Origin of the sequence: Aliidiomarina minuta, from assembly GCF_003987145.1 — a bacterium.
Lineage (GTDB): Bacteria > Pseudomonadota > Gammaproteobacteria > Enterobacterales > Alteromonadaceae > Aliidiomarina > Aliidiomarina minuta.
Genome location: NZ_PIPL01000003.1, coordinates 105,068 through 124,641, shown reverse-complemented (window position 1 = coordinate 124,641; position 19,574 = coordinate 105,068). Strand labels below are relative to the sequence as shown.

The window sequence follows — 19,574 nt, the reverse complement described above, 5'->3', positions numbered from 1 at the left end:
AGCATCTTCACATGCAGTTTTCAGAAGTTCTCAGCCAGGTAGCAGCAGACGCCGAACACGACTTTAATCTCCCCGAGGGTTGGGCCCAGGGACGTGCCTTATTTGGTGGTTTAACCGCTGGTATTGCCTATCAGCATGCACTGCAGGCTGTCGAATCTGAGCAGCCACTACGCGCAATGACCGTCTCTTTTGTCGGCCCATTAGCGCCCGGCAGGGTTCAGTTAAAACGGCGCGTTTTACGCAAAGGCAAAAGTGTTACCCAGATCAGTGTTGATATCATGCAGTCGGGAGAAGTTGGCTTAAGTGCTTTGCTGACCTTTGGCCGCTCACGTGCTTCGGTAGTGCGGGTTACTGAAACTCCGAAAGCTCAGATTCCACCAAGAGAGCAAGGCCCGGCTTTTCCAAAGTCAGAGCTAAGCCCGGAATTTACCCAGCACTATGATTACCGGGTCAGTGTCGGAGGTTTACCCTTCAGCAACCAACAAACGCGTGAATTTGGCGGTTGGATGCGCTACTCGCAGGAAGACAGTCCCATTAACATTGGCCTGTTCTTAGGATTGGTAGATGCCTGGCCACCAGCGGTATTGCCGCATCTGAGTGAGCCCGCTCCGGCCAGCTCGCTGACCTGGACCATTGAGTTCCCAGAGCCACTACCTGCTAATAAAAGCAGTCACGACTGGTGGCAATATAAAGCCTATATCGATTACGCCGCCGATGGTTATGGCCACACCCAGGCCCACATCTGGGACAACGAAGGCAAGTTAGTAGCTATTAGCCGACAGACCATAACGGTGTTTGGGTAAGCCCGCTATAATCATTTTTTCGATTACTGGCATAGAGTTTTTGCACTTATTGAATGACGCGTTAGGGCGTAAGATGGCTCGCTAAGTTTCTATCTTGGCTTTTACCCGAGCCACGGCCCCTCTTTTCCGGGTAATCATGGAGTTCATCAGGCATGTCCGCATTATTCAGTAGTTATACTTTAAAAGACGTCACGCTTCGCAACCGTATCGCAGTGCCCCCAATGTGTCAGTACATGGCCGAAGAGGGTGTGCCCAACGATTGGCATCAGACACATTACACCAGTATTGCCCGCGGCGGAGCCGGTCTGGTTATCGTAGAAGCCACCGCAGTATCCCCGGAAGGACGTATCACACCAAACTGCACCGGCCTTTGGAACGACGAACAGGCGGAAGCTTTTAAACCCATAGTTGCAGGCATTAAAAAAGGCGGCGCTGTAGCCGGTATTCAGATTGGTCATGCCGGACGCAAAGCCAGCTCAGAACGCCCCTGGGACGGTGGCGACCATATTGCCGAAAATGACCCGCGTGGCTGGGAAATCATTAGCCCCTCTGCAACAGCCTTTGGTGCCAATCTGCAACGCACACCGACAGCTATGAGTAAAAACGATATTCAGCGCGTGCAACAGGATTTTGTGGCATCTGCTGAACGTGCTCGTGATCTTGGTTTTGAATGGCTGGAGCTGCATTTTGCCCACGGTTACCTGGGGCAAAGCTTTTTCTCTCCCCATGCCAATCAGCGTGACGACGAATACGGTGGTTCTTTTGAAAATCGCGCCCGTTTCTTAATTGAAACCGTACGTGCCGTGCGCGAAGTATGGCCGGATAACCTGCCGCTTACCGCCCGTTTTGGTGTAATTGAGTTTGATAGCAATGACGAAGCGCAATTAAAAGAAAGCGCAGAACTGACTAAATTATTAAAAGCTGAAGGCCTGGATTTTCTCAGCGTCAGCATCAGCTTTTCCACTCCTGATGCGAATATTCCCTGGGCACCCGGATTCACGGCACCTATTGCCCAGCGCATTCGCGAGGAAGCTGGTATTCCAGTAACTTCAGCCTGGGGACTTGGCGAACCTGAAATTGCTGAGAAGGCTATTGCTGACAAGCAAATGGATCTGGTCATGGTCGGCCGCGCACACCTGGCGAACCCACATTGGCCTTATCACGCCGCTAAAGTACTTAAAGTAAGCGACCCAAGCTGGGTATTGCCGGCCTCCTACGCACACTGGCTTGAGCGCTACTAAAACAGCCTAATGCACTGAATGTTCCCGCCTGGCCTCTATCTGGTCAGGTGGGATAACAGTTCCAGCAATCGGTTCCAATGCCCACTGAACCTCAGTCACCAGTCTTTCCAGCCCATGCTCGATCTGAGCTTCTGAAGTCTGTTCAGTAAACACCAGTGTCACCTGTAAACTCTCCGGAAAACGCTGATAATCCACGTCATGAGTTAACCAGCTAAAGCCCGTAACTCTGGGTTTAGCCTGCTCACATACCTCAGTCAGTGCCTGAATAATAGCTCGTTCCATTTTCTGTTCGTTATTGCGCATGCCGCTCCACCATGTTCTATCTCGAAATCTACTAAAACATTATCACTTAATGTGCAGGTAGTCGCTAACACCCGCTTCTTCCACAAAATGCCTGTCATGGCTGACCAGCACTAAGGCACCGGGGTAGGCGCGGATGGCCTGGGCTAGTTGTTGTTTCGCCTGAATATCCAGATGGTTATCCGGCTCATCAAACAGCAAAAGCTCGGGTTCCGGCTGCAGGGTGACCATCAACATGGCTAATTTCATGGTTTCGCCCCCGCTTAAATAACGGGCTTCCCGGTTCACCGCCTCAGCCAGTAAACCCGCCTGAGCCAAAGCCGTGCGCGCATCGGTAACACTCAAACCTTCTGCGTAATTCATCAGGTTGTCCAGCACCGAACGGACCGGATCCACCAAAGAGAACCGCTGATCCAATACATGCACCCGGCTATTCAAGATGAGCTGCCCAGACTGCGGCTTGAGCTGTTGCGCTAAGACTTTCAATAAGGTCGACTTGCCGCTGCCGTTGGCCCCTCGCAAATGAATTTTGTCGCCCGGCGCCAGGGTGATATTCAGCGGCTGCTGCGAACCATGGGGCAACACCAGATCTTCACAGCTCAACAAGCGCTTTTTGCGTAGCCCCTGGCTTTCGTTAAAACGCAGCTGCACATCCTGCATGGCCGCAAGTCGCTGCCTGGCATCCGACAGTTGTTCACTCGCCTGGGTTTGTTGTCTTTGCATCTGTGTCGACAGGGTGCCTGCAGTCTGTTGCGAATTTTCTTTGGCAAAATCCAGCATCACTTTAGCCTGCCCGCCTTTGGCACGATCAGACTTACCTTTTGACTGGCGTTTCTGGGCTTTTTCCTGAGTGCGCTGCAATTGTTGTTTGAGCTGCTTTTTATGTTTTACTGCATCTTTGAGTTGCCGCTCTGCCGCCGCGACCTGAAGCCCGGCTAACTCAGCATAATCGTCATAGTTACCCTCATACGACTGCAAACCCAGGCTACTGAGTTCACTGATGCTTTCTACATGCTGCAGCAACTGACGATCATGACTGACCACCAATAAACAATGGCCTGGCTGGGCGGCAAACTTTTTGCACTGCTGTATTAACCAGTCACGACCCGGTGCATCCAGATGATTACTGGGTTCATCCAGGATAAGATTGACCGGGTTATCACCAAAGGCCTTTAATAAGCGCAGGCGCATCCGCTCACCACCGCTTAAAGCCGCCAGCGTTTTATCAAAACCCGCCGCCGGATCCCATAAGTTAAGCGCCAGCAATTGTTGTTTCAGCTCTTCAGCAAAGATCCAGCGTTCGCCCACCAGCTCAAAGTCCGCTTCGTCGACACTACCTTCAGCAATGCGCTGCAAAGCGCTCAGAGTAGGTGCGGCGTTTAAGTATTCAGCCAGACTCTGCTCTGAAGTCATGTCGCTTTGCCCCACATAACCAACAGAGCCGATACGATGCACATGACCACTGATTGGCAACAATTCAGGCTCAGCCGCCGAGCCGGCAAGCACAAGCGCCAGGCTCGATTTGCCGCTGCCATTAGGGCCTACCAGCCCATGAAAGCCCGCAGATAAAGTGAAGTTAATAGATTCAAAAGCGACACTGCCGTCGCTCCATTGCAAGGAGATTGATTGCGCACTGATTGTCATAAGCCTGACCCACTAATCCTGTTGAAAGAAAAAACGTTTTCAAAGGTTTAGTTGTTCATGGCTGCAGACTCCGCAAGAAAGGATAAGAAAATAATAGCTTATTTTAAGCCAATGCTAAATTACACGCACAAAAAAACGCACCCGAAGGTGCGTTTTTGTCGTTGCAATAATTACACTGCTACGATGTTTTCAGCCTGAGGACCTTTAGGGCCCTGAGTCACTGTGAATTCAACAGTTTGGCCTTCAGCCAAAGTTTTGAAGCCGCTGCTAGCGATAGCGCTGAAATGTGCAAACACATCAGCTCCGCCTTGCTGCTCTAGAAAACCAAAACCTTTTGCTTCGTTAAACCACTTTACAGTACCAGTTACAGTATTAGACATAATTAATATCCTGAAATTAAAATATAATGAGCTCAAAATCATTTTGAGCGGAATTCGGAGAGATAAAGATTAAAATATGGAAACTACAGGACGGAGATAATTACGAATAATTGTGCAACGAAGTGAAGATCTTAATAATATTTACTATCCAACGCCGCCTACAATACGCTGATCTGAAGGGAAGTCAAGCCCTCATTCCTATTTATCGTCAACCGCTTCTTCTTTTCAAGGTTTTTAACGATTGACCGTATATAACTGATCAGACCAAAAATTCATATCCAGTGGTTGAGTTTTAACCACGATTACTTTACAACAGGTATATGAAATAGGGATATAGGACACGCATGCTACGGATAATTAATGTATTTTTCTTGCTCACACTTAGCTTCCAGGCGCTGCCAAACCAGGTTTTGCAAGTTACAGAAGAGCAACCACGTATCGAAATCGCGCCGCAGCTACACCAATGGCGTGAAACAGAAACTGTCACCATCAATAACCTGGAATTATTAGCAACACAAACGTGGGAACGTGTAGGTTCAGGTACGAATAAAGGTTACATAGAAGACGCTTACTGGTATCGCGTCGACCTCCGCAATGCTCAAGACACGCCACAAATACGTTATCTGGAACTCGCTTACCCGCTTATTGATTACGTTGATGTCTATATAGTAGAACGCAATAATGTCGGCGTTAATTACCCACAACCGCTTGCACACTTCGCTACCGGCGACAATAGAGCCTTCAGCAGCCGTCCTATTCAATCAAGAACCTTCGTTTTTCCACTCAACCTATCAGCCCAGGGCGACTATCGTATTTATTTGCGTGCACATTCAGCAGGGGCGCACCAGATTCCCTTAAGGTTGTGGACCAGTGAAGCTTATATTCAATACAGCAACAACGATGCCACGATTCGCGCGATTTATTATGGCTCACAGCTCATGCTCATCGTATTTATGCTCGGGTTATGCATGCTCATGCGAGAACGGGTGTATCTGTACTTTAGCGCGTCGCTAATTGGCTTATTAACGCTGCAAGCCTCATTACATGGGGTCATTTTTCAGTACATAGTCCCGGATTTTCCACGCCTGAATGAATATATAGTGCTGATGAGCGTGCCTTTCACTCTGGCGGTTATGACCTTGTTCACCAGCGACTACCTGCAGCTACGACAAAAATCGCTGCGCTGGTACCGTTTATTAAAAATTGCCACCTGGGTCTCGCTAGCGGCATTGCTGGCCATTTTTCTGCTCCCGTACCAAAGTGCAACCGTACTGGGACTTGGACTCTCAGTACCAGTTTCTGTGATGATGATCTCGGCTGGCCTGGCCTCATGGTCTTTAGGCACTAAAACCGCTCGCTTATTTACCATATCCTGGGTGGTATTGTTAACTGGCTGCCTGGTTCTCATCGTTAGCCAGCTGGGTGCCGGTTCACTCCCACAGGTTTCCCAATACGCGGTACCTGTAGCTTCCAGCATACAAACGCTGTTACTGGCTTATGCCCTTGCCGACCGCTTCCAGCAGGATCGTAACGAGAAGGTTAAAGCGCAGGACGCCAGAATTGAGGTCTTACAACAACAACGGGACATTCAAAGAGATCTGGTGCTAAGCGCCAGCCGGAACCAGGTTACCGGCCTTTGCAACCGACAAATCTTTGAGCATGCATTACATAAGTTCCTCTCAGCGGACAGCGGCAAGACCGCCGCGATTGCCTTATTTCATTTAACAGGCGTTGGTGACCTGAATAAAACCCTGGGCCATGAAAATAGCGACGACCTGATTAAACAACTGGCAACCCGCCTGAATCTGGCCGCTCGTGAAATACCCGGTATTATCGCTCTGGATCGTCAAGATGAGATCATGGTCAGTAACATCGAAACCACCACCTTCGGTTGTATTGTGCAGAACCTGGACCAGAGTGAATTAGTTACCAGGGCCACTCAACTCAGGGACATTTTGCAGCAACCCATAGGCTGCATGGGCTTATCTATTGAGATGTCTGTACAAACAGGTTGTGCAATCGCGAAGAAAAACTCAGACGTTTCCGTGCTCCTGCGCCAGGCCTTCATCGCCTTTGACCAGGTATTACCACATGACAATCATATAATGCTTTATGATCAGGGCATGGATGCTTACAGTCCGCGCCGGCTTACGCTGATGACCGAACTCAAACAGTCACTTCATAACAATGAACTGGAGCTATATTTTCAACCTCAGGTCGATCTGAAAACCAATAAAGTCATTGGCCTCGAAGCGCTTGCCAGATGGACTCACCCAGAGTTTGGATTTGTCCCTCCGGATGAATTTATACCTATTGCTGAACGCACCGGGCAAATCCGGGCCCTGACCAGCTGGGTTATCAAGAGTGCCCTTGCTTTTAACTCCCAACTGCGCAGCGCAAATATCGATATAAATATGTCCGTCAATGTTTCCGCCGAAGATTTAAACGATACCAGCTTTCCCGGCCAAGTGGCCATAATGCTCGAAGAAAGCCAGGTACTCGCCCAGAACTTAACACTGGAAGTGACCGAAACCGCCGCCATGCGTAATCCGGAAGTAGCCGTCAATGCACTTACTGCACTGTCAAAATTAGGTGTCAGAATATCCATTGATGATTTTGGTAGCGGCTACAGTTCACTCACCTATCTGCGCAGACTGCCCGCTCATGAAGTAAAAATAGACCGCTCCTTCGTATTGGAAGCTCACCAGTCCAGTGACGCTGAGACCATCATTCGCACCATCATTAATATGAGCCATGAACTGGGCTTCAAGGTCGTTGGCGAAGGGGTAGAAAACCAGGCCATGGTAGCGCTATTGAAAACCCGTGGTTGCGACTACGGGCAAGGCTACTACTTTGCCAGGCCCTTGCCAGAGAACCAAGTCGTGGATTGGCTGGAGCAGTATTAATACAAAAAAACGCATCACCGGGTTACCGATGATGCGCTGCTTCTTGTACTAACTCGTACGGTCTGTTTAAGCTAGCCGTTATGCACTTTTGGTATCGCGAATATAGTCATTCACAAACTGCTCAAGAATGTTGAGCGGTACCGGGCCACTGCCCAGCACTACATCGTGAAATTCACGAATATCAAAGGCATCGCCAAGCTCAGACTGTGCTTTGTCACGCAGTTCCAGGATCTTGATCATGCCAATCTTGTAGGCTGTGGCCTGGCTTGGCATCACGATATGACGCTCCACCATCTTCACGGCATCGGCGCGAGCATTCGGGGTATTCTCGACATAAAACTCAATGCCCTCTTCGCGAGTCCATTTTTTGTCATGAATGCCGGTATCAACCACCAAACGCACCGCACGCCACAATTCCATGGCTAAGCGACCGAAGTCCGAGTAGGGGTCTTCATACATGCCAATTTCTTTAGGCAGGTACTCGGTATACAGCCCCCAGCCTTCACTGTACGCGGTATAACGTCCAAAGCGACGGAATTTAGGAATGCCTTCCAGTTCTTGCTGAATAGCGATTTGCATATGGTGACCAGGAATACCTTCGTGGTAGGCCAGTGCTTCCATCTGATAGGTCGGCATGGATTCCATATCGTACAGATTGGCGTAATAAATACCCGGGCGTGAACCGTCCATCGATGGCTGCTGATAAAACGCCTTACCCGCTGACTGCTCACGGAAAGGTTCCACCGCTCTTACAACCATGTCGGCTTCTGGCTTATTAATAAACAGCTCATCAAGGCGTTCGCGCATATTGTCGATGTAAGCGGTCGCTTCATCCAGGTAACGCTGACGGCCTTCGTCCGTTGCCGGATAGATAAAGTCCTGATTGTTGCGCATGTGCACAAAGAATTCGCCCAGGCTGCCGTCGAATTCGACCTGCTCCATGATCTCACGCATTTCTTCGTGGATACGCGCGACCTCGTCCAAACCAATTTGATAAATTTCATCAGAGGTTAAGTCCGTGGTGGTCGTTCGTTGCAGAGCATTGTTATAAAAGGCTTCACCGTCCGGGAATTTCCAGGCACCGTCTTTGGTATCTGCTTGCTCAGCAATGTCTTCTACCGCGCTGATCAGGTTCTGGTAGGCGGGTTGCACCGACTGCAGCATAGCCTGCTCAGCGGCTTCCATCAGTTCGTTGCGCTGAGTATCGTCAATGTCCAGATCCTCAACCTTATTCGAGAAATCAGCCCACAGGGTACTGGCCTCACCATCGTCAAATGGCGCGCCCGTGATAATATTTTTACTATCGTTAATCACATAGGGATAGACAAATTTTGGCGCGATAATGCCCTTCTCAGCACGAACCTGAAGGTTCTCCGCCAATTGCTCAAATAATGCCGGCAGCCCATTCAGTCGGGCGATGTAGTCTTCAGCATCCGACACTTCGCCAATGCTATGCTGATTGATCAGCAGGGAAGCCACACTGGAATGCAGACCAAACATCTGGTTGACCGGGTAGTTGTGATGACGCCATTCAAAATCCGCGATGTCGTTTTGCAAACGTTGCTTCATCAGCAACCAGCTTATTTTGGTCTGCTCATCCAGCTTTGACTCTTCAAGTGCCATCACCCGTGCCAGCTGCGCTTGTTGAAACTCAAGATTTTCCTGGGCACGCTGCTCAGAAATATCGTCCCATTTGTCCTGATCGTCCTTAATGCCCAAACGAGACTGATACATAGGGCTGCGCATGACCATGGCCATGAAAATATCTTCAAAGAGTTCGTTGGCCTTTTCCGATTCACTTTCCACCGCCGCTTGCGTAGCCGACTCAGCCGCCGTGTACGACCCGCCATTTGTAGTGGTGGCATCGTTCGCGGCATCAGAGCACGCCGTTATCGCCAACGCCAGCGAAACCGCCAGCGCAATACGTTTATATTCGAACATCCGTTATCTCCTGAAAGGTGTTTTCGATTGCTATCGTTTATATCACAAGAGGCCTGTATGTTGGAAACCAGAGGGCAGAGGCAAGCAGAGGGGCAATTGCACGAATAGCGTGTTATAAAATGGGCAGCCACTCAGCAAGCAAAGCCCGTATGCAGCACACAGACGACGCCACACTAAACTACTACCGCGAACATGCCCGCGAGGTATTTGAGCGCTACGAAGCGGTTGAACAAAGCAGCATAGCCGCACATTTTCTTTCCAGTTTGCAGCCCAACAGCCGGGTGATCGACGTAGGCGCAGGCTCTGGTCGAGATCTAAGAAAATTAATGGAGCTAGGTTTTGACGCCTACGGCGCAGAGCCCGCGGATGAACTCCGCCAGCTGGCCATTGATAAGCATCCACAACTTAAAGATCGTTTATTCGCAGGCAGCTTGCCTGGTGGACTAACAACCTACAGAAAATACGACGCCGTCGTCTGCTCAGCCGTGCTTATGCACATCCCACCCAACCAGTTATTCGACGCTATCTTAGCTCTTCGCGATGCACTTAATGAACAAGGCCGGCTGCTGATTTCAATTCCCGCGACACGGCCAGATATTGACGAAAATCATCGTGACCACAACGGCCGACTCTTTAGCCCAGTCACCCCGGACCAGCTCAAGCTCCTGTGCAAACGCCTGGCCTTTGAGTGCATCGCCGAACACATCAACGACGACGCCCTTGGCCGCAGCGAGACTACCTGGCATACGCTGCTTTTTGTGCGTCAATAAGCTTCAACCTTTGGTCACTAAAGCGCCTTTGGTGTGAAAGATCTCACGATGATATGCCATGTAATCCTGATGTTGCTCCAGCAACGGCACCTTCATGTCTTTATCAATGCCCAAAGTTGCATATTCGCCAAGCTGATCAGATATCAGAATCCGGCCTTTATCCGAAAACGACACATAATTTAAATCAAAGGCTTTGTCGAGATTCGGTGACAACAGCAAACCATTATAGGGGTCGAGTCGCTCACCATTATCTGAAACCGCCCAAGGTTTAATATGTGAGGCCAGTAGCAAAGATATATTATCGTAACCAGTCACGGCACACTTCTTCCATTGGCTGATTACGCGCTCACGGAATTTGCCCTGACCACGTCGCGCTTGTACCAGCACCTTTTTTTGCGTGTCTTTTAACTCAGCATCCTGTTCGATGCTCTGCACATCTTGTTCAATGCTCGCATCGGTGAGTTCATCCAAGTATTGCCGGTAAAGATTGAGTGCCGCTGAGTACATGCCGTTACCACGAGTATTGTAATTAGTGAACTGCGGCTCGTTTACAGCGTTTTTAGCGATACGGGTAAGCTCAAAGTAATCGGAAATGGTCAGCAGATTGCGATTCAAAAGACCGGCGTCGGATAACCAGTTCGAGATAGACCCTTTCAGAGCATTACTATAATTAGATACCGTCTTTTCAGACTTACCAATAGCTAATGCCCAGCGCTTAAAGCCTTCCTCGCGGGTATCCAGGTTCTCACTTAATGCCAGGCCCAACCTCGCTGAGGAAACTGGATCCTGCAATAACTCAAACAGCTCTGGGTCAAGAAACGCATATTCAATGATATCGTGGAGAGACTTTTCTGACGGAGACTTAAGTTGCTCATAGTCGCCTTCCTTGCCGGAGCGAAGACTATGGTGCCAGAAGTCCGACGAACGCAGATAGAAAAACGGATTAACCGGATTCAGCATATCCGCTTCAGTTTTTAGTTTTTCGAAATGCCAAGCAAAGCGATTCTTAAGCTCATAAGTAAAAGGAATCTTGTTTTCAGTGAGCCTACCTTCTTCAACCAAATCCATCACCGCATAAAGCATGCATACCTTATGCGGACTCGCCCTCCCATTTGTTCTATTGGGTCGCACATTCTGAAAAGCTTCAAGATACTTGGAAAGTGGCATGCCTAATTCCGTGATAATCCATTTGAGATCACAGTACCAGGCATAGGTGCTTCATTCTAGCGAGCTTTTTACCGCGCCCTTATGTAGCGATCTAAGTGAAATTTAATCAAATTCACTTCTTCCGAAGTCAGCACTAACTGCTGAGAGCTTATAAATGATGGGATAGCTTTCGGATTAAGAACCCAGATACTAGCGCTGAAAGTATTCTTGCTCGAACGAATATACCAACCTGGAAAAGTTACCAATCCACGCACCGAATATCTGTTTCCTGTAGATTCTTTAAGAAGTTCAGCTAACCATGCTGATGCGGCGCTGACTTGTAGAACTGGGTTCATAGGCAAAGGCTTATCATTTCGATGAACTTCAAGCCCGTCAAAGTGAAGCTCTGTTTTACCTCGGTCCGGTTTACTCAAGGTCTTAGTCTCTACGACATATATACCTGAACCATGAATCACTACGTGGTCTAGATTAAACTTATCCCCAGGCACATCGTGAAAAACGTACGCACCATCCGTTCTTAAGCGTTCAAGAAACTGCCCCACGGCCTTCTCACCCGCAATACCTTGTTTCAGTTGCTTGATTTCACGCCATACTCCACGGAATCGAAAAGCAAAATACGCGATCACACAAACAGCTAAAACCGACATTAACAGTGGTTGCGGAGGCACATCAACATACCAGCGATACCACTCCACAATGGCCATAAAGACAAATAAAATACAAATAGGTATCGGAACCAAGACTCTATCTAAAGCAAGGTCATACAACCGCCTTTCCAAAGACTCTGCAGGGTTATTCAAAGGTTTAGCTTTCAATGGAGATTTCACAATTCGTTCCTTGAAGTGAGGTAACTACCTAGGATTATTGCGGATTCTTGGGTGGTTGGGTAGCTTTATAACTTGCAAAGTTTGCTAATAAAAAAGCAATTCAAATAGATCCCATAGCCGCTTTTTAAAAATAATGTCTAAGTCTATCGTTTAACTAACAAGCATCTATGTGTAGTTGTCCCCACTAGAACGGACAGTTTAACGCTTCCAATGAAAATCTATTTCCTGAATTCAACTGTGAATGAATACAAAGAAATACCACTATTTATTATTTTTTTCTCCACTCGATTCACCTACCTATTCGGCAACCACTACCCGTTTCACAAAACAAACCTTAGACTCCTCAACAGATCCCTTATCCTCGTACCCACAAATCTGATAACCGTTCTTGATGAGCATGGTTAACATCGCTGGATACTGATTCATGGACTTCACGTGGATATGGCGATAGCCCTGTTGTGTGGCCCAAGCTTCTTGCTGATTTAATAACGGCTGGGCGATGCCTTGACCTCGGTGTTCGGGTATGACACCGCCGAGCCAGCTGTAGAAGTTGGCTTCATCCATTGCATAGCCAAGTTTGCAGCCTACTGGCTTTTGACCGCTATAGGCGACTAAGGCCAGGTAATCTTTGTTTGATATCCGATCTAAAATGGACTGAATTAAATTACGGCTGTGCATTTCAGGTATGGCTTTGAGCACCTCAGCCACATCACCTACTGAAGCAGTTTTGTAAGTTATGCTCTGCTCTTTACCCTGTAACCAGGTGCCTGGTTCTTTGTCATAGGGCGCTAGTATGAAACCTGTATCAGAATTGCCGATGCTCATAGCACTGTCCATTCGAGGTCAAAACCAATAATGAGTGTTTTCATACTGATAGTATCAGTATGAAAAGCAGCTGCCAGTTTTACTGCTGCAAATCCTTCAACAGAATAAAATGTTCCACTAACCGGATCATCAGTTCTTTTTGCTCTGGCAAGCTCTCGGCGACTAACAGTGCCAGTGCTACCAGTGTGTTGTCATTAATCAACTGCTCCACGGGTTTGGCTAGTAAGTGCTGGTTCATGCGCAGATACCACAAAAACAAAAAGGAGCCGGAGCGTTTGTTGCCATCAGCCAATGGGTGGTTTTTTATGACAAAATACAAAAGGTGCGCAGCTCTGCTTGCCACATTCGGATAAAAGAGTTCATCGCCAAAGCCTTGCTCTATGGTGGCGATTGAAGATTCAAGCCCATTGCCGCGCAGTTGACCAAATAGCTCCGTCGCTTCACCTTTGGCTATCAGGGTTCGTTTGAGCGCCTGAATGGCTTGCGTGGCTTGCTCTAAATCGAGGGACTTCATTTCTGATTGCTTCGCGGATACTTCCGCGAGCTGCTGCCCATCATAGCCCTGCAACAGGCTCCAGGAGCGCGCGTAGTCACTGATGACCGCAGCGACCGCCTGACCTTCATCGCTCACTAAACCTTGATTTGCAAGCGTTCGACTGAGTAAGTCCAGTGCCTGCTGAAACTCAATGCCGCGCTCTTGTAAGCGACGTTGGTTCAAGGTGTAGCCTTGGACTAGATGATCTTTGAGGGTTTGCGTAGCCCATTGGCGAAATTGAACACCGCGCTGCGACTTGACCCGGTAGCCTACTGAGATAATGACGTCGAGCGAATAAAGCACGACAGGCTTATCTGAACGAGCAATATGCATTTTTTGCATATTGCTTTCTTTCAGCAATTCGCCTTCTTTAAATACGTTACGCACGTGCCGCGAAACTACAGACTGGTCTCGGTCGAACAACTCGCTCATTTGCAGCTGACTCAACCATACCGTTTCTCGTTCCAGCGCCACTTCCAACTGTGCTTTGCCATCCGCGCTGGTAAATAATTTAACTTGCTGTTGCTCATTCATAGCTTCATCCTCTTCCCTGGTGTTATCTACACGCACCTAATTTCCCTCGTACCCCGGCGCTATGGCCAGGTTACTGGTGCTCATTAAACTATGTCGGTTGCGCAGCCATAGCTGAAATTCCGGGCCTTTGAGCGATGCGTTTTGGCTGCAGTCTACGTTCCAGCGTCGTAGCAGGTAGCCGGCCATGGCGGCGCGCACATTGACTTCGCTCATGCCATTTTGCATGCCGTAATCAAGTTCTATCGCGGCCGGATACTGAATATTGGTCGGGTGTGGCTCGAGCTGCAGGGTAATGGTGCGATTCCATTCATGATCCTCGTCCGGGCCTTCAAAAGGTTTGGCCTCGGTGGCACGGTTAACTTCATGAATGCGCGTTAACACAAAGTCCCGAAAGCTCTCTGATTTACGGTCAAATGCACGCACATGCCAGCGCAGGCCGTTGTCGACAATCGAATGGGGCACTATGACTCGTTTCTGGTTGCCACTGGTCAGCGAGGTGTATTCAATTTCAATGGCGAATTTGTTCAAGGTGGCCTGCACCACTTTAGCGACCAGAAAGATGTTCGGTACATTTAAGTTCGACGCCGGTTCAACCGGGTACTGCACATCGCCGATGGCATCAAAACCATCGGAAATATTATTGGCAAGTTTGGCCAGGGTGCGCTGGGCGTCATGCTCGAAAAGCGGCTTAAATGCTGCGGTTTGAAAATAACGTTTTTGTTTTACGTCGTAACTTAAGTTATCCGGGGCCAGCTCTTTGTAGAGATTAAAATCCCGTGAGCCTGCGGATAAACCTACAGCAAACTTTTCTACTAAATCAATGCGGCACAGCGAGCCTTTAAACAATAAACAAAAGTCGATGTAGGCAAGGCGCTGTTTCTGGGCGTAAGTGATGTCGTCTAACATGGTCCGTCGCTGTTTAAGTGATTATGAACCTAGTGTGGGTGATTTTAGTTCGGGTGTAAAGCACTCACTTTTATGCGCGTAAAAATGCGTATATTTACATTTTAACGCGCATTATTTTGTGTCTAAGCCACCACCCAATGCAGCATACTCGCTTGCTTGCCTAATACCTCAACGCTGCGATGTTCAGTGGCGGCCTGGCCAGCCAGGCCGTAGCATACATGGAGTGGCAACAGATGTTCTTCCCGCGGGTGACAATAGCGGGCGTGGGGTGCCTGCTGCCAGTTGGCCAGTTGTTCGTAACGCTCAGCTTCGCCTAAGGTGGTGTTGCAGCAGGTGTCTTTGAGCCAGCTCTCAAACTCAGTATTCTGGCTGTCTTCCTGCACTCCACTTTGGTAAAAAGCGCGCATGTTGTGGAACGAAAAACCTGAACCTATTACCAGGATGTTCTGCCCTTTTAATGCATGCAGAGCGCGGCCTAGTTCAAGGTGTGAACGGGCATCCAGTGAGCTGAGTAATGACAGTTGCAGCACTGGAATATCCGCCTCCGGGAACATGATTTTGAGCGGTACAAAGACGCCATGATCCAGTCCACGACTGGCGTCTTTGCTTGCTGCCAGACCTTCGTTTTGCAGTGTCTGCACTATGAAATCAGTAAGCTTTGGTGCACCCGGACTCCGGTACTGAATACTATAAGCGGCTTCAGGAAAGCCATTGTAATCATAAATCAGGCTCGGCTGTGGACTTGATGTGACGGTCGCTTGCGCGGCTTCCCAGTGCGCACTGATAACCAGAATTGCATCAGGCTTCGGCAGTTGCTGCGCTTTTTGCTGCAGCGCTTCAATCATCGCCTGATGGCCGGGGTCGGCCAGCAAAGGCATGGGGCCACCACCGTGAGAAATATAAAGGATGTCAGTGCGCACTAATATTCTCCTGAGTAATGAAAATGCACGCTTTTGATCAGGTTCGCCGGAAAGCTTTGATGAATTCATTATATCTGAATGCACAACAACTAACTTTTAGCTCTGCCTCGCTTCAGCCGGTAAGGGCGCATCCACACTGAACGAAAGATCATCATAATAAAATCGCTTAAACCGCCGAATTAGAGCAATAGATATCTCATCTTCTTTGGCCAATCGACAAATAACATCCATTCCCGCAGCACGAAGAACATTGGCATGACTTTCAAGCGCTGATTCTGCCGCATCAAGGTCGCCGTCGTAGTCCACAACCAGGGTTCCTAAAAGGTTCACCCGGTATCGTTCTTCTTCGCCAATTTCATCAAATGGATGAATTTCTACATACATACCAGATAATTGGTTGGTAGCCTTTTTCGCTTTCTTGCGAAGCACGCCTTTAGGATCAGCCTCGTTAAGTCTCCGATTAAACTCACTAGGAAGAGCCGGCCGCGAATAGCGAGCAGCCAACCAATCTGAAAAATTCCTGACATCATAGTCTTCAAATGCGCGACGGCTATCCGGACTTCGGCCATTAAACCAATCTTTCGGAATGAATTTTTTATCAAATGCTTTGATTTCTATAAATTTTTCTTTAGAAAGATCGTTACCTTCTGTCCGTTGCAGAAACTTAGTATGAAGTAACCTAGCGTTTTTATTGTGCTCAAAGTTACCATCTAAAGCTTCAAGATCAGCGCGTGCAAAATATACTTCAACGTATGGTTCAAGTTCTGGATTGTTATTGGCAATGTCACACGACTGAGACGATACCACCGCATAAAACTTGAAGTCAGCTTGAAACCCACAGTTTTTGGCAAGCTCTATTGCATCGTCATCGTTGAGAATTGAGCCTTGCCGCCATCCATTTTTTTCAAGCTCGCGTCCTGTCATATTCGATTAGTCCATCAAGCAAATGGATCAGCCAGCGATTTCCCGCGCTGCCCATGCAAGGTTAATCGATTCCCGGCAAACAAGATTAAATCCTTATCTACCTGTTTCAGCAGATCAAATAGCGAAAGTTCATCAATCACTGGCTCGCGCAGTTTTTCATTTGGTACCGACAATCCATTTTTTGTCCATTCATTAGCCGCAACCTGGAGCTCATAAATGCGATCCAAAGTATTAGCTCGCGGAACACCGCCCCCAATCCAGTTATAAATTGTTTTTCGGGTTGTACCCAATATTTCGGCAAGCTGATCTTTAGTCAGACCAAAGGTTTCACATATTTTTTCAACCGCAATCGCCAGTGAATTACCTTGCTGTACTACGAAGGAAACATCTGCACCACTATGCGACTGAGCATAAGTAACAGTGAACTTTCCTCCCGAACCATGCATTACACCTGGAATAGATGATTGCAAATCATTTTGCACTAAAGTTATAGGTGGTTGCGCTAATCGTCTACTGAACATCAACCCATTAAGGTCTTGTGCATCTAAATTGAAATCGGCAGCGGCTACATCCATTTTGTTTCCCTCGCATAATCTTTAGTCGCCTTCCAAAAAGCTGCTCTTGAGGCATCATGCAACGCATCTAGCTTATCGAGAGCCTGCTCACAACTAAACTCGATGGAGTCGTCGCCGGCTTCCCAAACATGGTCAAAATCTAAAATCAATCTCTCTGAAGACACCGCGTCACGCTGAATCTGTACCGGCACATTGTCGATATCTGGTGGACACGTTAAAGGCATTTCACCAAACCATGAACGGATCGAAAGTGTCCCTTGCTGTGTATTGATATAATTTTCAGTTTTTAAATGCCGTGTTTTTCCAATGCCTTCTGTTATTGGCGTTGGTAGAAACTTTTCGTCAACTAAATTAATAAACTGCTCTGTCTCATCGATGGTAATTAAATCGCAATAACGCAAACCAATTCGCAGAAGCAGGGAAGGTTCCACAATTTCTAGTACTTTTTTAATTGCGTTTGCGCAAGCTTCTGAAAAACCCTCAAATCGTGGATACGCAGTCGTGAAATAGACAAGTCTATCCTGGCTGATATCAATAGCGTTCTTTTTGTCACTTGACGTAAAAGACCAGCGACTAATTGACGATACCTCTAATCCGTCAGCCTTGACGTGTATAGACTGTTCGGTACTTTTACGAAATGTAGGGTACTGCTTCCGTAACTCCTCCTGAAGTTTCGGAATATATTCCTCTATCTGCAGAACTTGAGAAAATCGAAATTCTGCCAGAACCAGCTTAAGCGGCTGATTCTCAAGTTTTCTGTAGTCAGTCACACCCGTAATCCTTGTTGTTTGGCTAACAGCGTTTGGCTAACAGCGGCTCAAAATTATACATAAAATTACACACTGCTGCTATCAATGTATGTGACATCTAAGACATTAGCAAGTTTCAAAAATTTGCACCAAACCCTAAGCCATCTTGCGGATCACCACCTCAAACTCTTTCACAACCTGCAACTGCTGCCTGGCCAGGGTTTTGAACTGCTCGCTAATAGCCGAGTGCTTTAAGACACGCTGCCAGAATAGAATAGCGGCTGGGTAGGCCTGCTCCCAACAAACCCGAGACACTGCCGGGTCCATGTGAATCTGAAATGCATCTGCAGGCAGGTCGCCGGTGGGTTTCGGTGAATAATGCATCGGTAACATGTCATAGATGGGCGCAAGCTCGTAGGGGCGGCCGCTCATATTCAGCGCCGAAACATTACCCAAATGCATATCCGAGTTTGCAATCAACTGACCAAATGCCCAGGCGACTTTGCATTGTGTTGCCGCTTTTTCGGTAATGACTTTCTGCTGGTGAAGCCCGTCGGCAATGACTGGCCAGTTTTCACTCGCCCTGCCCAGAAACTCCGCATCTAAACTAGCAAAGGAGATCACGCCGATACGGCCACCTTGCGGTGTCCTGTCAAAACGCTCTGATGCCAGTAAGGTACGCTGGCTGACTTCAAAGCTGCGGTTTGGCGCCGCCATATTTGGCCAGGCTTGATTGAGAGCACCAGCTGCCAGTGCTTCTGCATGCAATAAGTCAGCCCAGCGACCAGGCACCGATTCAATCTCGCGCTGCTCTACGCGACCAGTAAACTTCACCAGGCAGTCGCCTTCGTTTAGCCGGGCGGTAAATTTGGGTTGCTCGCCCTGGGCTGATGAATCGAAATGCTCGCCGCGGGCAATAGCCTCAGCCAAGTCGCCGGCCTCCTTGTCGCTAGATACCGCGGATGGCTCGTTAGCTAACCAACGCTGGTACGCTTCATTCCCCACTAACAGGTTACCGACATGGTCCTGCGGATACTTGACTAAAACCGCAAGGGTTACATCTTCACTCCACTTCGCCGGATTCGAATCTAACCTCTCTCCATTACGGCGTAATTCATGGGCGAATGAACGACCAAGAAAACCCTGTGGTCACATGTCCGCTAACCACCATGGCAGCGACTCATAAAAATGCCATTCCGTTTTAGTCTGGCCAGTGGAGTTAACCCGAAAAAATTCCACTAAAAACGCATCCTGCGGATAAACCACATGCAGATTGGCAATTTTTGTCATGCTACCATCAGGGTTAACACGATAAATGGGGAAAACACTGTCATCAGCCCTTGACTGACCAGCCAGCAAAGGAAGAGCTCGTGATAAATACCAGCGAGTTGAGCGACCTTTCCCCGCCCGAATGACCTGCGCCCCCATAGCACTTAAACGCCGCGTGACAGTCGACGTATCCAGGTTGAGTCGCTGAGCGAGATCAGCAGAGGATGCAGGGCCAGTCTGCAATATTGAAATAATGTTACTTTCTGCATCACTCATACTTAAAATCCCGGTAAACTCTTATTAATCATGGTTGAATTGCATTTTAAATCACGCTTCACGCATCAATCAATATAACTGT

At 48.3% G+C, this 19,574-nt stretch carries 19 protein-coding genes; 4 read left to right on the top strand and 15 right to left on the bottom strand.

Going from position 1 to position 19,574, the window contains the following annotated elements; genetic code table 11:
- Positions 1–11 precede the first annotated feature (11 nt).
- Positions 12–803, top strand: a complete 792-nt coding sequence (locus CWE09_RS12290) for an acyl-CoA thioesterase (protein ID WP_126804351.1) — start codon at positions 12–14, stop codon at positions 801–803.
- A gap of 152 nt (positions 804–955) precedes the next feature.
- Positions 956–2,044: an NADH:flavin oxidoreductase/NADH oxidase gene (locus CWE09_RS12285; protein WP_126804350.1), complete on the top strand. Its 1,089-nt coding sequence runs from the start codon at positions 956–958 to the stop codon at positions 2,042–2,044.
- Between the two features lie 6 nt (positions 2,045–2,050).
- Here CWE09_RS12285 and CWE09_RS12280 read toward each other — a convergent pair whose 3' ends face one another.
- The 3 genes from CWE09_RS12280 to CWE09_RS12270 all read right to left on the bottom strand — a co-directional run bounded on the left by CWE09_RS12280 (position 2,051) and on the right by CWE09_RS12270 (position 4,368).
- On the bottom strand, positions 2,051–2,347 hold the full coding sequence (locus tag CWE09_RS12280) for a hypothetical protein (RefSeq protein WP_126804349.1): 297 nt from the start codon (positions 2,345–2,347) through the stop codon (positions 2,051–2,053).
- Between the two features lie 42 nt (positions 2,348–2,389).
- On the bottom strand, positions 2,390–3,988 hold the full coding sequence (locus tag CWE09_RS12275; protein WP_126804348.1) for an ABC-F family ATP-binding cassette domain-containing protein: 1,599 nt from the start codon (positions 3,986–3,988) through the stop codon (positions 2,390–2,392).
- 170 nt (positions 3,989–4,158) lie between these two features.
- On the bottom strand, positions 4,159–4,368 hold the full coding sequence (locus CWE09_RS12270) for a cold-shock protein (RefSeq protein ID WP_126804347.1): 210 nt from the start codon (positions 4,366–4,368) through the stop codon (positions 4,159–4,161).
- A gap of 344 nt (positions 4,369–4,712) precedes the next feature.
- Here CWE09_RS12270 and CWE09_RS12265 point away from each other — a divergent pair, with 344 nt between their 5' ends.
- Complete coding sequence (locus CWE09_RS12265; RefSeq protein WP_126804346.1) at positions 4,713–7,274, top strand: EAL domain-containing protein; 2,562 nt, start codon at positions 4,713–4,715, stop codon at positions 7,272–7,274.
- 78 nt (positions 7,275–7,352) lie between these two features.
- On the opposite strand, the gene CWE09_RS12260 is transcribed toward CWE09_RS12265, so the two are convergent.
- Complete coding sequence (locus CWE09_RS12260) at positions 7,353–9,215, bottom strand: DUF885 domain-containing protein (RefSeq protein ID WP_126804345.1); 1,863 nt, start codon at positions 9,213–9,215, stop codon at positions 7,353–7,355.
- 149 nt (positions 9,216–9,364) lie between these two features.
- On the opposite strand from CWE09_RS12260, the gene CWE09_RS12255 reads away from it, so the two are divergent.
- Positions 9,365–9,985 (top strand): class I SAM-dependent methyltransferase, encoded by a 621-nt coding sequence (locus CWE09_RS12255; protein WP_206750298.1) that lies wholly within the window; start codon positions 9,365–9,367, stop codon positions 9,983–9,985.
- Between the two features lie 3 nt (positions 9,986–9,988).
- Here the strand turns inward: CWE09_RS12255 and CWE09_RS12250 are convergent, their stop codons facing one another.
- The 11 genes from CWE09_RS12250 to CWE09_RS12200 form a co-directional block, all read right to left on the bottom strand.
- Complete coding sequence (locus CWE09_RS12250; RefSeq protein WP_126804343.1) at positions 9,989–11,152, bottom strand: HNH endonuclease; 1,164 nt, start codon at positions 11,150–11,152, stop codon at positions 9,989–9,991.
- A 68-nt stretch (positions 11,153–11,220) separates the two neighbouring features.
- Positions 11,221–11,979: a nuclease-related domain-containing protein gene (locus CWE09_RS12245; protein ID WP_126804342.1), complete on the bottom strand. Its 759-nt coding sequence runs from the start codon at positions 11,977–11,979 to the stop codon at positions 11,221–11,223.
- A gap of 297 nt (positions 11,980–12,276) precedes the next feature.
- Positions 12,277–12,804 carry a GNAT family N-acetyltransferase gene (locus tag CWE09_RS12240; protein ID WP_126804341.1) on the bottom strand — a complete coding sequence of 176 codons (528 nt, stop codon included), beginning with the start codon at positions 12,802–12,804 and terminating at the stop codon, positions 12,277–12,279.
- Between the two features lie 79 nt (positions 12,805–12,883).
- Positions 12,884–13,909, bottom strand: coding sequence for a virulence RhuM family protein/type II toxin-antitoxin system death-on-curing family toxin (locus CWE09_RS12235; protein WP_241974371.1), 1,026 nt, complete (start codon positions 13,907–13,909; stop codon positions 12,884–12,886).
- Entirely contained in the window at positions 13,910–14,779 is an 870-nt protein-coding gene (locus tag CWE09_RS12230; protein WP_126804340.1) for a WYL domain-containing protein, read from the bottom strand.
- Positions 14,780–14,901: 122 nt separating this feature from the next.
- Positions 14,902–15,699, bottom strand: a complete 798-nt coding sequence (locus tag CWE09_RS12225; protein ID WP_275541098.1) for a DODA-type extradiol aromatic ring-opening family dioxygenase — start codon at positions 15,697–15,699, stop codon at positions 14,902–14,904.
- Between the two features lie 96 nt (positions 15,700–15,795).
- Positions 15,796–16,623: a hypothetical protein gene (locus CWE09_RS12220; protein WP_126804339.1), complete on the bottom strand. Its 828-nt coding sequence runs from the start codon at positions 16,621–16,623 to the stop codon at positions 15,796–15,798.
- Between the two features lie 14 nt (positions 16,624–16,637).
- Positions 16,638–17,198: a helix-turn-helix domain-containing protein gene (locus CWE09_RS12215; RefSeq protein ID WP_126804338.1), complete on the bottom strand. Its 561-nt coding sequence runs from the start codon at positions 17,196–17,198 to the stop codon at positions 16,638–16,640.
- Positions 17,189–17,968, bottom strand: a complete 780-nt coding sequence (locus CWE09_RS12210) for a TIGR04255 family protein (protein WP_126804337.1) — start codon at positions 17,966–17,968, stop codon at positions 17,189–17,191. Before CWE09_RS12210 ends, CWE09_RS12215 begins: the two co-directional genes overlap by 10 nt.
- Positions 17,969–18,103: 135 nt before the next feature.
- The gene (locus tag CWE09_RS12205; protein WP_126804336.1) at positions 18,104–18,877 is read right to left on the bottom strand and encodes a HipA domain-containing protein; all 774 of its coding nucleotides are present in this window, start codon (positions 18,875–18,877) and stop codon (positions 18,104–18,106) included.
- 219 nt (positions 18,878–19,096) lie between these two features.
- Positions 19,097–19,492 carry a winged helix-turn-helix transcriptional regulator gene (locus tag CWE09_RS12200; RefSeq protein WP_126804335.1) on the bottom strand — a complete coding sequence of 132 codons (396 nt, stop codon included), beginning with the start codon at positions 19,490–19,492 and terminating at the stop codon, positions 19,097–19,099.
- Between the last annotated feature and the right edge of the window lie 82 nt (positions 19,493–19,574).

What these genes read in the sequence shown, in the direction of transcription:
- CWE09_RS12275 (WP_126804348.1), bottom strand. Translation starts at nt 3,988, where the DNA reads ATGACAATCAGTGCGCAATCAATCTCCTTGCAATGGAGCGACGGCAGT.
- CWE09_RS12285 (WP_126804350.1), top strand. Translation starts at nt 956, where the DNA reads ATGTCCGCATTATTCAGTAGTTATACTTTAAAAGACGTCACGCTTCGC.
- CWE09_RS12290 (WP_126804351.1), top strand. Translation starts at nt 12, where the DNA reads ATGCAGTTTTCAGAAGTTCTCAGCCAGGTAGCAGCAGACGCCGAACAC.
- CWE09_RS12280 (WP_126804349.1), bottom strand. Translation starts at nt 2,347, where the DNA reads ATGCGCAATAACGAACAGAAAATGGAACGAGCTATTATTCAGGCACTG.
- CWE09_RS12250 (WP_126804343.1), bottom strand. Translation starts at nt 11,152, where the DNA reads ATGCCACTTTCCAAGTATCTTGAAGCTTTTCAGAATGTGCGACCCAAT.
- CWE09_RS12265 (WP_126804346.1), top strand. Translation starts at nt 4,713, where the DNA reads ATGCTACGGATAATTAATGTATTTTTCTTGCTCACACTTAGCTTCCAG.
- CWE09_RS12220 (WP_126804339.1), bottom strand. Translation starts at nt 16,623, where the DNA reads ATGACAGGACGCGAGCTTGAAAAAAATGGATGGCGGCAAGGCTCAATT.
- CWE09_RS12270 (WP_126804347.1), bottom strand. Translation starts at nt 4,368, where the DNA reads ATGTCTAATACTGTAACTGGTACTGTAAAGTGGTTTAACGAAGCAAAA.
- CWE09_RS12260 (WP_126804345.1), bottom strand. Translation starts at nt 9,215, where the DNA reads ATGTTCGAATATAAACGTATTGCGCTGGCGGTTTCGCTGGCGTTGGCG.
- CWE09_RS12255 (WP_206750298.1), top strand. Translation starts at nt 9,365, where the DNA reads ATGCAGCACACAGACGACGCCACACTAAACTACTACCGCGAACATGCC.
- CWE09_RS12200 (WP_126804335.1), bottom strand. Translation starts at nt 19,492, where the DNA reads ATGAGTGATGCAGAAAGTAACATTATTTCAATATTGCAGACTGGCCCT.
- CWE09_RS12215 (WP_126804338.1), bottom strand. Translation starts at nt 17,198, where the DNA reads ATGGATGTAGCCGCTGCCGATTTCAATTTAGATGCACAAGACCTTAAT.
- CWE09_RS12230 (WP_126804340.1), bottom strand. Translation starts at nt 14,779, where the DNA reads ATGTTAGACGACATCACTTACGCCCAGAAACAGCGCCTTGCCTACATC.
- CWE09_RS12240 (WP_126804341.1), bottom strand. Translation starts at nt 12,804, where the DNA reads ATGAGCATCGGCAATTCTGATACAGGTTTCATACTAGCGCCCTATGAC.